This window comes from Streptomyces sp. SCPE 10, from assembly GCF_051980735.1.
In the GTDB taxonomy this organism is placed as follows: domain Bacteria; phylum Actinomycetota; class Actinomycetes; order Streptomycetales; family Streptomycetaceae; genus Streptomyces; species Streptomyces misionensis.
Genome location: NZ_CP197069.1, coordinates 4,000,576 through 4,014,733, shown reverse-complemented (window position 1 = coordinate 4,014,733; position 14,158 = coordinate 4,000,576). Strand labels below are relative to the sequence as shown.

Genomic DNA, 14,158 nt, shown 5'->3' with positions numbered 1-14,158 from the left:
TAAAGGAAGCCCATGGCAACGACCACACCAGCCGGTGTGCGGGCTCACGCCAAGCACGGGGGAGGCTCCTCGGCGGGCGACGCCCCGATGACTCACCGGCAGATCATGGAGGCGCTGTCCGGCCTGCTGCTGGGCCTGTTCGCCGCCATCCTGTCGTCGACGATCGTCACCAACGCACTGCCGACGATCATCAAGGACCTCGGTGGCGGCCAGTCCGCCTACACCTGGGTCGTCACCGCCGCACTGCTGGCGATGACCGCCTCCGTGCCGCTGTGGGGCAAGCTCGCCGACCTGGTGAGCAAGAAGGCGCTTGTCCAAATATCCCTGGTCATCTACATCGCCGGTTCGGTCATCGCGGGTCTCGCGCCGAACCCGGCGATGCTGATCACCGCGCGTGCGGTGCAGGGCCTGGGTGCCGGCGGTCTGTCCGCCCTGGTGCAGGTCATCCTCGCCGCGATGATCTCCCCGCGTGAGCGCGGGCGCTACTCCGGCTACACCGGTGCCACCTTCGCCGTCGCCACCGTCGGCGGTCCGCTGCTCGGCGGTGTCATCACCGACACCAGCTGGCTCGGCTGGCGCTACTGCCTGTTCGTCGGCATCCCCTTCGCGCTGATCGCGCTGTTCGTGCTCCAGAAGACGCTGCACCTGCCGGTCGTCAAGCGCAAGGTCAAGGTCGACTGGCTCGGCGCCTTCTTCATCACCGCGGCGGCCTCGCTGCTGCTCATCTGGGTGACCTTCGCCAACGACAAGTACGACTGGCTGTCGTGGCAGACGTACACGATGGTGGGCGCCACGATCGTGCTGGCCCTGCTGTTCGTGTTCACCGAGACCCGGGCGTCCGAGCCCATCATCCCGCTGCGCCTGTTCCGCAACCGCACGATCTCGCTGGCCTCGCTGGCCTCGCTGTTCGTCGGTGTCGGCATGTACTCGGGCACGGTCTTCTTCTCGCAGTACTTCCAGCTGGCGCGGGACAAGTCCCCGACCATGTCCGGTGTGATGACCATTCCGATGATCGGTGGTCTGTTCATCTCCTCCATGGTCTCCGGGCGGATCATCTCCAGCACCGGACGCTGGAAGAACTGGCTGGTCGCCGGCGGTCTCTTCCTGACCGCGGGACTCGGCCTGCTCGGCCTGATGCGCTACGACACCCCCTACTGGCAGCTGGCCATCTACATGGCGCTGCTGGGCATCGGCGTCGGCATGATGATGCAGAACCTGGTGCTGTCCACGCAGAACCAGGTCGCCCCGAAGGACCTGGGCGCCGCCTCCTCCACGGTGAGCTTCTTCCGCTCCCTCGGCGGTGCGGTCGGCGTCGGTGTGCTGGGCTCGGTCATGTCGGACCGGATCACCCACTACGCCACCAGCACCATCGGCGAGCTGAGCCCGAAGGCCCGGATGGCCGCGGGCAAGGCCATGGGCGGCGGCGAGCTGCCCGACATGAACAGCCTGCCCCTGCCGATCCGGCATTGGCTGGAAGGCGCCTACGGTCACGGCATCGCCGACGTCTTCCTCTATGCGGCACCCTGCGCCCTGGTCGCCTTCGTCGTGGTGATGTTCATCAAGGAGGTTCCGCTGCGGACGACCGGCGCGCTGGCCCAGGCCGCGCAGGAGAAGACCGGGACGACGGCCGAGGCCGCCGCGCCCGTCGAGACCACGATGGAGAACGCCACCATGCAGAACCTGCCGGGTGAGCCCGCCCAGGAGAAGGTACCCAGCCTGACCGCACCCGCTCCGGTGGTCGGCGCCACCGAGGCGCTGGCGACCGCGACCGCCTCCGCGGCGCCGATGACCGCCGTGGCGACCGTCGCCGAGCCCGGCTCGGGCGGTGACGGCACCCCGGTGCACGGCTTCGTCCGCGGCGCCGAGAGCGCCCCGGTCCCGCAGGCCGCGGTCACCCTGATCTCGCTGGCCGGCCGCCAGCTCGGCCGCGCGGTCGCCCAGGGCGACGGTTCCTACGCGCTGGCCGCCCCCGGCACCGGCTCGTACGTCCTGATCGCCTCCGCCGACGGCTACCAGCCGCAGGCCTCCACCATCGTGGTGGGCGAGGAACCGCTGTCGTACGACATCCTGCTCAGCGGCACCAGCGGGCTGACCGGTGTGGTGCGGGCCGCCGGGAGCGCGCAGCCGGTCAAGGACGCCATGGTGATCGTCACCGATGTGCGCGGTGACCTGCTGGCCACCGCCACCACCGGGGAGCAGGGCGAGTTCGCCTTCACCGACCTGGTGCCCGGTCCGGTGACCGTGGCGGTCAACGCGGCCGGCTTCCGGCCGCGGGCGCTGCCGGTCGAGGTGGCCACCACCGGGATCACCCGGATCGGCGTCGACCTCGACGCCGGCGCCCAGCTCCAGGGCGTGGTCCGGGCCCCGCACGGTCCGCTGGCCGACGCCCGGGTGACCCTGGTCGACCAGGCGGGCAACGTGGTCGGCACCGCCACCACCGGTGAGGACGGCGCGTACGCCTTCACCGACCTGGACAGCGGTGAGTACACCGTCATCGCGACCGGCTACCCGCCGGTGGCGACCGCGCTGACCGTCACCGGCACCGGGGCCGACGGTCACGACATCGAACTCGCCCACCCCGGCGAGTAGTTCCACCCGGCCCGTGGCGGGGCACGCTCCGACCGGAGGTGCCCGTCACGGGCCGGTTTCTCACGACCGATTTGTAAGGCTTTGCAGGGAGAAAACGGGATGGGACTGACCGCGAAGATCCGTACGCGGGACGGGTGGGCCGTGTCGCACGCGGTCGTCACGGTGACCGACATGACCGGTACGCAGGTGCTGCGGGCCGAGGCGGACGCCGAGGGGGCCGTGAAGGACACCACCGAACTGGCGCCGGGGGCGTACACCGTGATCGTGACGGCCGTCGGCTACGCGCCGGCCGCCTCCAGCGCGATCGTCACCGCGAGCGGACGGGCCGAGATCGGCGCCGTGACCCTGGCCCGGCAGGGCGGCACCGAGCTGCCGCCGCCCGGCCCCTGGACCATCGACCCGGCGCACTCCTCGGTCGCCGCGGTCGCCCAGCACCTGGGGATCTCCAGCGTGCACGGCCGGTTCACCGACTTCGGCGGCACCATCGAGATCGCGCCGGACGACGTCGCCAAGTCGCGGGTGGAGGCGGTGATCAAGGCCGGCTCCATCGACACCGGCAACGGCATGCGCGACACGCATCTGCGCTCCGGTGACTTCCTCGACGTCGAGAGCCACCCGGAGATCACCTACCGGTCCACCGGGCTGACCCAGGCCGGCCCGGACCGCTGGACCGTGCACGGCGAGCTGTCGCTGCACGGCGTGGTGCGGCAGGTCGACCTGGACCTCGCCTACCTCGGCACCGGCGCCGACCCGTGGGGCGGCACCCGCGCCGCCTTCCGCGCCACGGCGGAACTGCACCGCGAGGACTTCGCGATGAACTACAACCAGGTCCTCCAGGCGGGCATCGCCGCCATCGGCACCACGCTGAAGGTGCAGCTGGACATCCAGGCGGTGCAGGGGGACAGCCTGCCCACGGCCTGACCCTCCCGCACAGGGGCCCGCCGACCGCGAGACGGTCGGCGGGCCCTTGTCAGTTCTCCGTCGCGCCCACGATGCGCCGCGCCAGGTCGCGCAGTTTGACGTTCTCCCGCTGGGAGGCGCGTACCAGGCTCTCGAAGGCCGCCTGGGCGTCGATCTCCATGCGCTCCATCAGGATGCCGGTGGCCTGTCCGATCAGATCGCGGGTGTGCATGGCCTCCGTCAACTGCTCGCGCACCGTCACCGAGTTGAGCGCGAGGCTCACATGCGCGGTGAACAGCCGGCCGAGCCGGGCGGCCGTCTCGTCGAAGGCGCCCGGTTCCCGGGAGTAGGCCGTCAGCACGGTCAGCCGGCGCTTGTCGGCGCGCAGCCGCATGGACAGCACCGAGCGCAGCTCCTGGCCCTCGCCGTCCGCGCCGACGCTGTCCGCGACCCGCACCACCGGCGAGGTCCACAGCCGCTCCCAGTGCGGCAGTTCGGGGGCCCCGGCGTCGCGCACCAGGTCGTCGGTCCAGGCCAGCGCGCGCAGCGTCTCCCCGTGCTCCAGCTCGCAGACCCCGGCGTGTTCGGCGCCGGGCAGCAGGCGCACCGCGAGCCGTACGGCGGTGTCCAGCGTGGCGCCGGGCGTGGGACTCTCGTGCAGCTCGCGGGCCGCCGCCGTCAGGGCCTCGGCCAGGTCGAGACCGCCCAGGGAGCGGGTCGCTTCGGAGACGTCGTACGCGGAAAAGTCGAACACGGGAAAGTCGGACGCGGCCACCACGAACCTCTCGTATGACATGACCGTACGGCCATGCGCAGGAGAGCTCCGCAGCACATTCCCGACTGCGAGCACAGGACAGAAGAACTCTAGCTGCTCCATTGCGGTGAAGTGACCTTCCCCCACGCCGCCCGCGCGGCCCGGGGCCCGGCGCGCCGAGCCTGTGCCCAGCAGGGTCAGGCTCACACGCCGCTTCGCGTTCTAGGCTGCGGCCATGGCACCGAACATCGCGACCAACACCCGTGTCTCCCTGGACGAGCTGCTGGACTTCGTACGGCCCCGCCACCGCGCGCTGCTGATCACCCGCCGCGCCGACGGCTCCCCGCAGGCCTCCCCGCTGACCTGCGGGGTGGACGACTCCGGCCGGATCGTGGTCTCGACCTACCCGGAGCGGGCCAAGACCCGCAACGCCAAGCGGGACCCGCGGGTCGCCCTGGTCGTGCTCAGCGACGGCTGGAACGGCCCCTGGGTGCAGATCGACGGCACCGCCGAGGTGATCGACTCCCCCGACTCGGTGGAACCGCTGGTCGAGTACTACCGCAACATCGCCGGTGAGCACCCCGACTGGGACGAGTACCGGGCGGCCATGCTCAAGCAGGGCAAGTCGATCATCCGGGTCACGCCCGAGCGCTGGGGGCCGGTGGCGACCGGCGGCTTCCCTGCGCGGCTGGTCAGCGGGGACTGAGGGCTGACGGGGCGCTGCTCCGTCAGCCCCGTTCGACCATCGCCTCGATCCCGGCGATCAGCAGGTCCAGGGCGAAGGTGAAGTCACGGTCCATCAGCTCGGCGACCGTGCCCTGGCCGCGGGCGTCCATAAAAGGTCCGGAGTCCTGGAGGAACTGCGCGGTGCCGGGGTCCTGCCGCACCGAGTCCAGGGCCTGCTCCTGGTAGTCGTCCGGGGTCAGGCCGCTGTCGGCGATCCGGGACATGAACTGGGCCTCTGTCGTGCCGTAGCCGTAGACGAACTGGAAGACGGCCGAGATCGCGCTCATCACCCGGTGCGCGGGCAGCCCGGAGCCGCCGAGGATGCGCTGCGCGCTGCGGGAGAAGTCCAGCGCGTGGGGCCCGACGTTCAGGTACTGGCCGGCCAGCCGGGACAGCCAGGGGTGGCGCACCAGCAGCCCCCGGTACTCGGCGGCCAGCGCCCGCAGTTGCCCGCGCCAGTCGGCCGTGTCGTCCTCGGCGGGCAGCCGCAGTTCGCCGAAGGCCGCGTCGAGGGCGAGTTCGAGCAGGTCGTCCTTGGTGTCGACGTACCAGTACAGGGACATCGCGGTGACGTTCAGCTCGCCGGCCAGGCGCCGCATGGAGAACCTGGCCAGGCCCTCGGCGTCCAGCAGCCGTACGGACACCGCGGTGATCCGCTCCCGGTCCAGTCCGGAGGGCTGCCCGGCACGTCCGCCGCGCCGCGGCTTCTCCCGCAGCCACACGCTGTCCCGCGCCGACCGCCCCGCCGACTTCGCCACCGGCACACCTTCCTCTGTCTTCGGCCCGTCAGTGCTCCGCTCGGTCCCGCTGCCCGCGATCCGGGGGCCGTGGCGGCACGCGGGCGCGGGCCCGGGCGCCCGCGTGCCGTCACCCCTGTCCGCCGGCACCCGGACGCGGACCCGCTCCGCCGTTTCCGCTCAGCCCTTCACGCGCTGGGTGAGATCGTAGAAGGTGGCCGAGCCCACGGACACCTTCTCGAAGGTGCGCTGGACCCAGGAGCCGATCTGCGAGCCGGTGCCGCCGCCGCCACCTCCCCCGATGCCGTCCGCGCCCCGGCCCATGCCGCCCGCGCCGCCCGCGATGAAGTAGTGGATCCTGCCGTCGGCCACGTACGTCTTGAACCGGGCGAGCGTCGGCGACGGGTCGGTGCCGTTGAAGCCGCCGATCGCCATGACCGGTTCACCGGTGGCGAGCTGGTAGCTCGCCGCGTTCTGCGAACCGATGGACGCGGCGACCCAGGTGTAGCGGGAGGCGTCCTTCGCCAGCAGTGCCTTGGCCGCCGAGCCGACGTCCGTGCCGTTCAGCAGCCCGCCGAGGCCGCCGGGCCCGCCGCCCTCGCCGGTGCGGGCGCCGCCCGGGAAACCGCCGGTGAGGTCACCGCCGGGGCCGGGGAACCCGTTCCCGTTCCGTCCGCCCGGCATGCCCTGGCCGCCGGGCATGCCTTGCCCGCCCGCGGTTCCTGGTCCGCCCGGCATGCCCCGGCCCCACGGCGTGCCCCCGCCGCCGAATCCGCCCTTCGCGCCGCCGGGCCGGCCGCCGCCGAAGCCCATGATGCCCGCGCCCGCCGGACCCGCCGTCGGGATGGAGCCCTCGTGCCCGGTGGCCACCGTGCTCAGGGTGTAGGCGGTGGGTCCCGCCAGCGCGGCGGCGAGGGCCAGGGCCGCCGCGCCGAGGGCGGCCGGCCGCAGGAGGCGCCCGGCGAAGACCAGGCCGAGGGCGGCCAGCAGACCGCCCACCAGAACCGGCCACTTCAGCCAGGGCAGGTAGTCGGGCGTGCGGTTGAGCAGCACGTACCCCCAGGCCGCGGCCGCCACCGCGGACGCGGCGAGGGCGAGTGCCGCCCATGTCTCACGGCGCCGCTCCCACAGCAGCCCGGCGCCCGTGCCGACGACGGCCGCCGCGTAGGGGGCGAGGGCCACGGTGTAGTACTGGTGGAAGATGCCCGCCATGTAGCTGAACACCGCCATGGTCGTCAGCAGGGCCCCGCCCCAGACCAGGAGCGCGGCGCGGGTCACCGACGTGCGCCCCCGCCCGCGGGTCGCCACCAGCCCCGCGGCCAGCAGGAGCAGTGCGGCGGGCAGCAGCCAGGAGACCTGGCCGCCGACCTCGGAGCCGAACATCCGGTCCCAGCCGGTCGAGCCCCACATCCCGCCGCCACCGCCGCCGGGGGCGCCGCCCCCGCCGACGCTGCCGGTCTCCTCGCCGTTGAGCCGGCCGAACCCGTTGTAGCCGAAGGTCAGTTCCAGGAAGCTGTTGTGCTGCGAGCCGCCGATGTACGGGCGGGAGGAGGCGGGCCACAGCTCGACGACGGCCACCCACCAGCCCCCGGACACCACCAACGCGGCGGTCGCGGCGGCCAGTTGACCGAGGCGCTTCTTCAGCGGCACGGGTGCGCACACCGTGTACACCAGCGCGAGCGGCGGCAGGATCAGGAACGCCTGGAGCGTCTTGGCGAGGAACGCGAGGCCGATCGCGGCCCCGGCCCACACCAGCCACCCGGTCCGGCCGTCCTCCAGCGCCCGTACGACGAGGTAGCAGGCCACCGACATCAGCAGGGCCAGCATGGCGTCCGGGTTGTCGAACCGGAACATCAGCGCCGCGACCGGGGTGAGCGCGAGCACGGCGCCCGCGATCAGACCGGCCGCGGGGCCGGACCGGCGGCGCACCGCGGCGTACACGACGGCCACGGTCGCCACGCCCATCAGCACCTCGGGCGTGAGGATCGCCCAGGAGTTCAGGCCGAACAGCCGCACCGACAGCTCCATCGGCCACAGCGAGGCCGGGGGCTTGTCGACGGTGATGGCGTTGCCCGCGTCCAGCGAGCCGAAGAACAGAGCCTTCCAGGACTTGCTGCCCGCCTGGACGGCCGCCGAGTAGAAGGAGTTGGCGTAGCCGGAGGCGCTCAGGTCGTACAGGTAGAGCAGCAGGGTGGCGGCGAGCAGCCCGAGGAAGGCGGGGCGTGCCCAGCGGGGGTCCTCCGGGCGACCGCGCCAGAGCCGGTGCGGCAGGGGCGGCCGGGGCGCGGCGGCCGGCGGCGGACCCGGCACGGCCGGGCCGGCCGGTCCCGCGGACGCGTCGAGCGGGCGGTCGTGGGAGGTGCTCATCGGGGCCCTTCGCAGGAGTGGGTGCCGGTGCCGGCGTCGTACGGCCGCCGCTGGTCGGGGAAGACCCAGGCGCGGAAGAGCAGGAACCGCAGGACGGTCGCGGCGAGGTTGGCGGTGACGAGGACCGCCAGTTCGGTGGAGTGCGCGGGGTGGCCGTCGGCCGCGTCGAGGGCGGCCAGGGAACCGCTGGTCAGGGCGAGTCCGATGGCGAAGACCAGCAGGCCCTGCGCCTGGTGGCGGACCGCGCCGCCCCGGCCGCGCACCCCGAAGGTGAGCCGGCGGTTGGCGGCCGTGTTGGCGACGGCCGAGACCAGCAGCGCGAGCGCGTTGGCGCACTGCGGCCCGCAGAACTGCCGGAAGCCGCTGTAGAGCAGCAGGTAGAAGAGGGTCGACAGGACGCCGACCACGCAGAAGCCGGCCAGTTGGCGGGCCAGCCCCCCGGGTACGCCGGTCAGCTCGCGGTCGCGCGGATCGTCGCCGAAGGGCCGGGTGAGCCGGTCCAGCGGCAGCGACCCGGTGGCGAGCGCCCGGCCGATCCGCCACACGCCCTTGAGGTCGTCGGCCGCGGTGCGCACGATGTGCACGGTGGAGTCCGGGTCGTCCACCCAGTCGACCGGCACCTCGTGGATCCTGAGCCCGGACCGCTCGGCCAGGACCAGCATCTCGGTGTCGAAGAACCAGCCGCCGTCCTCCACCAGCGGCAGCAGCACCCGCGCGACGTCGCCCCTGATGGCCTTGAACCCGCACTGGGCGTCCGAGAAACGGGCGTGGAGCGAGCCGCGCAGGATCAGGTTGTAGGCCCGGCTGATCAGTTCGCGCTTGGGCCCGCGCACGACCCGGGAGGAACGGGCCAGCCGGGAGCCGATCGCGAGGTCGGAGTGGCCGGAGATCAGCGGCGCGACCAGCGGCAGCAGGGCGTTGAGGTCCGTGGACAGATCGACGTCCATGTAGGCGAGAACGGGCGCCTCGGACGCGGACCACACGGTGCGCAGCGCGCGGCCGCGGCCCTTCTGCTCCAGCCGTACGACACCCACCCCGGGCAGCTCGGCCGCCAGCCGCGCGGCGACCAGCGGGGTGGTGTCCGTGGAGGCGTTGTCCGCGATCGTGATGCGGAAGGCGTACGGGAAGGTGCGCGTCAGGTGCTCGTGCAGCCGGCGTACGCACGGCTGGAGGTCCTGCTCCTCGTTGTGGACGGGGATCACCACGTCGAGGACGGCGGTGCCGGCGGCCGAGACCGGCAGGTGCTCCCGGGCCGGCAGGGTGCCGGGGGGCGCGTCGGGAGAAGGGTCGGTTCGCATGGAACCGACTCTCGTCAGGCGTCCTGTCGCACCGATGTGGTGGCGCTGTGGTGCGACTGTGAGTGTGAACCGCCTTGGTTCAGAAGGGGGTTGGCATTGGCGGCGGCGTCCGGTCCGGGGGCGGGCGGGGTGCCGAGCGCGGGCAGGCGCACGGTGAACACGGTCCTGCCGGGCACGCTCCGCACGCTCACCGCGCCGTCGTGGGCCGTCGCGACGGCCTGGACGATGGCGAGCCCGAGCCCGGTCGAGCCGGTGGCCCGGGTGCGCGCCGAGTCCCCGCGGGCGAACCGCTCGAAGACGTGCGGCAGCAGCTCCTCCGGGATGCCCGGCCCGTCGTCCTCGATGTCGACGCAGACCCACGGCCCCTGCCGGCGCACCCGCGCGGTGACGGTCGTACCGGGCGGGGTGTGGCGCTGGGCATTGGCCAGCAGGTTGACCAGGACCTGCTGGAGCCGGGCGGAGTCCGCGCGCACCGGGGCGGGTTCGTCGGGCAGGGCGAGCCGCCAGTCGTGGTCCCGGCCGGCCGCGCGGGCGTCGCTGACGGTGTCCACGACGAGCGGGACCAGATCGGTGCGCCCGAACTCCAGCGGCCGGCCGGCGTCCAGGCGGGCGAGCAGCAGCAGGTCCTCCACCAGCAGGGTCATCCGCCCGGCCTCGGACTCGATCCGTCCGAGGGCGTGCCGGGTCTCGGGCCCGACCCGTTCGTGGCCGCGCCGGGTCAGTTCGGCGTAGCCGCGGATGGAGGCGAGGGGGGTGCGCAGTTCATGGCCGGCGTCGGCGACGAACTGCCGTACCCGCGTCTCGCTGCGCTGGCGGGCCTGAAGGGCGCCGTGGACGTGGTCGAGCATCCGGTTCAGGGCGGCGCCGACCTGTCCGACCTCGGTGTGCGGATCGCACTCGGCGTCCGGGACGCGCTCGCTGAGGTTCACCTCGCCGGTGTGCAGCGGCAGTTCGGAGACCCGGGTGGCGGTGGCGGCGACCCTGCGCAGCGGGCGGGTGGCCACGCCGACGATGACGGTTCCGGCGAGGCAGGCGGCGAGCAGCCCGGCGGCGGTGACACAGACCTCGACGACGATCAGGGTGTTGACGATGCCGTCGGTGTCCTCGGTCGGGATGCCCACGCAGAAGGAGCCGTTGGGGCCGGTGACGTACCGGACGCGGTAGCTGCCGAGGCCGGGCAGGCCGAGGGTGTGCGGGTGGTCGTCCACGGGCACGGTGCCGAGGGCGGCGAGCTGGTCCGCGTCGAGGTCCTGGGCGCTGGTGTACGGCGCCGACTTCGACTTGCGGCCCACCTTGCCCTCGGTGGCGGTGCCGTCCTTCACCACGGCCACGACCGTGTACTGCGGCTGCGGGCCCAGGGCGACGAACTGGTCCAGCTCGATGCCCGGGGGTGCGTGCGCGCCGTCCGGCATGCCGGGCCCCTTGCCCCGCCCCGGCGGGGCGAAGGCACCGGAGGCCCGCTTGCCGACGTCGTCCAGCCGGCCGTCGAGCTGGGCGTACAGGTGCGAGCGCAGGGCCAGGGTGGTCACGGTCCCGATCACCGCGCAGACGACGGCGATCAGCAGGACGGAGACGACGACGAGGCGGGTGCGCAGGGTGCGGGGTGTGCGGGACGGCCGCGGGGTGGACCGCCGTACCCGGCTCGACCGCGGTTTCGGCCGGGGCCGGGGAGGCCCGCTCATCACACGGCGGGCTTGATCAGGTATCCGGCGCCGCGCCGGGTGTGGATCATGGGCTCGCGTCCGGCGTCGATCTTCCGGCGCAGGTACGAGATGTACAGCTCGACCACGTTGGCCTGGCCGCCGAAGTCGTACGACCAGACGCGGTCCAGGATCTGCGCCTTGCTGAGCACGCGGCGCGGGTTGCGCATCAGGAAGCGCAGCAGCTCGAACTCGGTGGCGGTCAGGTGGATGGAGGTGCCGCCCCGGGTCACCTCGTGGCTGTCCTCGTCCAGCGTGAGGTCGCCCACGACGAGCACGGACTCGGACCGCCGGTCGGCCGCCCCGGACCTGCGGATCAGTCCGCGCAGCCGGGCGACGACCTCCTCCAGGCTGAACGGCTTGGTCACGTAGTCGTCACCACCGGCGGTGAGCCCGGCGATCCGGTCCTCCACCGCGTCCTTGGCGGTCAGGAACAGCACTGGCACATCGGGCAGTTCACGGCGCAGCCGGCCGAGGACGGCCAGCCCGTCCATGTCCGGCAGCATCATGTCGAGGACGACGGCGTCGGGCCGGAACTCGCGGGCCGTCTGCAGGGCGCCCTGTCCGTCGCCCGCGCTTCTGATCTGCCAGCCCTCGTAGCGCAGGGCCATGCTCAGCAGTTCGGTGATCGACGTCTCGTCGTCCACCACCAGCACGCGGACCGGGCTCCCGTCCGGCCTCAGCAGTTCGGTGCGCCCCTGGGGCGAGATCGTGGTCATGGCGGCCACCCTGTCGGGGCCCTCTGAGAGGAGCGTTTCACCAGTCTTGGTTTTTCCTGAGAAACGCACAGCCGCCACTCAGCCAACCCCTGGGAAGGCCCTCAGAAGAGCCCGTCCTGCTCCTGGGTGAACTCCCGTACGGGTACGGCCCGTACGGCACCGCCGGGCACGGCGGGCACCAGCCCCCACCCCCTGACCAGCCGGGTGTCGAGCACGACGACCCGTCCCGGCCGGACCTCCAGATGGAGATCGGGTCCGGCGGCGGCGACCAGCTCACCGCTGACGGTCGCGCCCGGCAGCAGCCGCTCCACCTCCCCGCGGGCGCCCGGCCCCCGGTCGAGCCCGAAGACCCGTACGTGGTCGACGACCGCGCAGGGCTCGGGCCGCAGCGAATCCGGCCACTGCGCCAGCGCGACGGCCCGCCCGTGCAGTTCGCGCACCTCGGCGGCCCGGTCCGCCGCGGTCTCCGGCAGCGTCGCGCGCACCGCGCGCTTGTCCGCGTACGGGATCCGGTCCGGCACCCGCAGCGCGGTGCGCAGCAGTTCCTCGGTGCGCCGGGCGGCCATCAGCGGGCCGGTCCCGAGCCAGCTGAAACAGACGGCCCCCTGTTCCAGCAGCCGCGCCGGTCCCCGCTCCACGGCGGTGATCCCGACCTTGACCATGCCGGGCCCGAACCAGGCGAGGTAGACGTGGTACGGACGGGGGTCGTCGGCGATCGTGTCGGCGGCCACGGAGTGCGCCCGGTCCAGACGCGCGCACTCCTCACAGCGGGCACCGGTACCGCGCGAGGGCACGGGGGCCCGCATCGGGCAGGCATGGCCCCGCGCCCCGACGCACGTCCGCAGGCCCCCTTCGGGCACGCTGAAGGCGACGCGCTTCCCCCAGGTCAGGCGGCTGCTCCGCCCGCCCTCCCAGCCGAGCACGGGTCCCTCGCCGGACCAGCGCAGCCCGGTACACCGCCACATGGTTGCCATCACTCGTGAGGGTAGGGGGTGGGTCCGACAGCGGCCTCCGGGGTACGGGCCTCAGCGGCCCCCGGGGTACGGGCCTCAGCGGCCCCCGGGGTACGGACCTCCCGCTGCCCAGGGTGCCGGGGGCGCCGAACCGGGGCCGGAAATTCCGAGCGCCGCCGGACGGGCGCGGGATAGCCTCCCCTGTCATTTCTCCGAGGGTGGGAGGCGGCAGCGTTGTCAGCCCGTTCCGGTGCCTGTCCAGCCGGGCTCGTCAGGCTCCTTCTCGCCCTGTCCGCCTCGGAGTTCGGCGACAAGCTGGTCCAGGTGGCGTACGCGCTCATCGCGGTGCGGACGGGATCGACGACGTTCCTCGCCGCCGTGCTCGCCGCCCAGACCGTTCCGGTCCTGGTGCTGACCCCGCTGGTCAGCTCCCGGGGCTGGATCCGTTCCCGGACCGCGTGGCGGGCCGGGCTGATCGGGCAGGTGGCGGCGTTCGCCGTGGCGGCCACGGCGGCCGGCGACCGGAGGGTCGTCCTGGCCGGTGTCCTCGTCGCCGCGTCCTGCGAGGCGCTGACCATGCCGTTCTCCCGCTCGCTCCTGCATGCGCTGAGCGATGGGCGGCAGGCCGAACTGGCCAGGTGGTGGGCGGTGTCGAAGGCGGGCGCCGGCGCCCTGGGCATGGTTTCGGCCGGCGTCGTGGTGGGCTTCTTTGGACCGGGCCCGGCCTTCGTGCTGGACGCCCTGACCTTCCTGCTGGTCCTGGCCGTGGCGTGGTCCCCGAGGATCCCGGAGGACGGTGCGCCGCTCCACCGCAGCGCCACCGCGGGCTTCCGCCGCCTGCTGTCCCCCGGCGCGTTCGGCGCGTTCGGCCTGCTCTGCGTGAGCACCATGCTGCTCACCACCAGCCTGGAGGGCGTGTCGGGCCCGTTCATGCTGGCCCGGACGCCCGGGTACGACGCGGACGGGCTCGGCGTGGTGCTGGCCTGCTGGGCCGTGGCCTCCATGGTCACGGCGGCGGTGACGCCCAAGCGGCTCACGGGCGTCCGGCTCCTTCTCCCCCTCGCCAACGTCCTGGTGGCCCTGGCGCTCGGCCTCCCGAGCCTCGGTCTGCCCTTCTGGACCGCCGCCGCGACCTTCGCCCTGGGCGGCATCGGCAACGGCGTCTTCAACCTCCTGCTCACCCGCGTCATCTGGTCGGGCGTACCGGCCGGGGCCCAGCCCCACGCCTGGGCCGCCTTCAACTGGATCCTGAACGCGTCCCTCTTCCTCAGCTTCACGACGGGCTTCTTGGTCCCCGCCCGCCACACCCCGGCCCTGCTGGCGGGCGTCTCGGCCGTCTGCCTGCTCGCGGGGTGCCTCCACCTCTCGATACTGGCGCGCGCCCCCGCATCGGCGCGGGCGATCGCCTGAGCCCG

General features: G+C 73.2%; 11 protein-coding genes. 4 read left to right on the top strand and 7 right to left on the bottom strand.

Annotated features, from left to right (window positions below; genetic code table 11):
- Positions 1 to 12: 12 nt before the first annotated feature.
- A complete protein-coding gene (locus tag ACSP97_RS18595; protein WP_355146711.1) occupies positions 13 to 2,589 on the top strand; it encodes an MFS transporter in 2,577 nt (858 codons plus the stop codon).
- A 99-nt stretch (positions 2,590 to 2,688) separates the two neighbouring features.
- A complete protein-coding gene (locus ACSP97_RS18590) occupies positions 2,689 to 3,510 on the top strand; it encodes a YceI family protein (protein ID WP_355146709.1) in 822 nt (273 codons plus the stop codon).
- A gap of 49 nt (positions 3,511 to 3,559) precedes the next feature.
- Here ACSP97_RS18590 and ACSP97_RS18585 read toward each other — a convergent pair whose 3' ends face one another.
- Complete coding sequence (locus ACSP97_RS18585; protein ID WP_358296110.1) at positions 3,560 to 4,285, bottom strand: GAF and ANTAR domain-containing protein; 726 nt, start codon at positions 4,283 to 4,285, stop codon at positions 3,560 to 3,562.
- A gap of 193 nt (positions 4,286 to 4,478) precedes the next feature.
- Between ACSP97_RS18585 and ACSP97_RS18580 the strand changes: the two genes are divergently transcribed.
- Entirely contained in the window at positions 4,479 to 4,949 is a 471-nt protein-coding gene (locus ACSP97_RS18580; RefSeq protein ID WP_440553415.1) for a PPOX class F420-dependent oxidoreductase, read from the top strand.
- Between the two features lie 22 nt (positions 4,950 to 4,971).
- Here ACSP97_RS18580 and ACSP97_RS18575 read toward each other — a convergent pair whose 3' ends face one another.
- From ACSP97_RS18575 to ACSP97_RS18550, 6 genes are all read right to left on the bottom strand, one after another.
- Positions 4,972 to 5,727: a TetR/AcrR family transcriptional regulator gene (locus tag ACSP97_RS18575; RefSeq protein WP_355321408.1), complete on the bottom strand. Its 756-nt coding sequence runs from the start codon at positions 5,725 to 5,727 to the stop codon at positions 4,972 to 4,974.
- A 159-nt stretch (positions 5,728 to 5,886) separates the two neighbouring features.
- The gene (locus ACSP97_RS18570; protein ID WP_440553413.1) at positions 5,887 to 8,073 is read right to left on the bottom strand and encodes an ArnT family glycosyltransferase; all 2,187 of its coding nucleotides are present in this window, start codon (positions 8,071 to 8,073) and stop codon (positions 5,887 to 5,889) included.
- Entirely contained in the window at positions 8,070 to 9,371 is a 1,302-nt protein-coding gene (locus tag ACSP97_RS18565) for a bifunctional glycosyltransferase family 2/GtrA family protein (protein WP_364733217.1), read from the bottom strand. Before ACSP97_RS18565 ends, ACSP97_RS18570 begins: the two co-directional genes overlap by 4 nt.
- Positions 9,372 to 9,385: 14 nt before the next feature.
- Entirely contained in the window at positions 9,386 to 11,053 is a 1,668-nt protein-coding gene (locus tag ACSP97_RS18560; protein WP_440558369.1) for a HAMP domain-containing sensor histidine kinase, read from the bottom strand.
- A complete protein-coding gene (locus tag ACSP97_RS18555; protein ID WP_355146695.1) occupies positions 11,053 to 11,790 on the bottom strand; it encodes a response regulator transcription factor in 738 nt (245 codons plus the stop codon). The genes ACSP97_RS18560 and ACSP97_RS18555 overlap by 1 nt, the downstream gene beginning before the upstream one ends.
- 101 nt (positions 11,791 to 11,891) lie before the next feature.
- Entirely contained in the window at positions 11,892 to 12,764 is an 873-nt protein-coding gene (locus tag ACSP97_RS18550; protein ID WP_440558367.1) for a DUF2797 domain-containing protein, read from the bottom strand.
- Positions 12,765 to 12,977: 213 nt separating this feature from the next.
- Here ACSP97_RS18550 and ACSP97_RS18545 point away from each other — a divergent pair, with 213 nt between their 5' ends.
- A complete protein-coding gene (locus ACSP97_RS18545; protein ID WP_440558365.1) occupies positions 12,978 to 14,153 on the top strand; it encodes a hypothetical protein in 1,176 nt (391 codons plus the stop codon).
- Positions 14,154 to 14,158 lie beyond the last annotated feature (5 nt).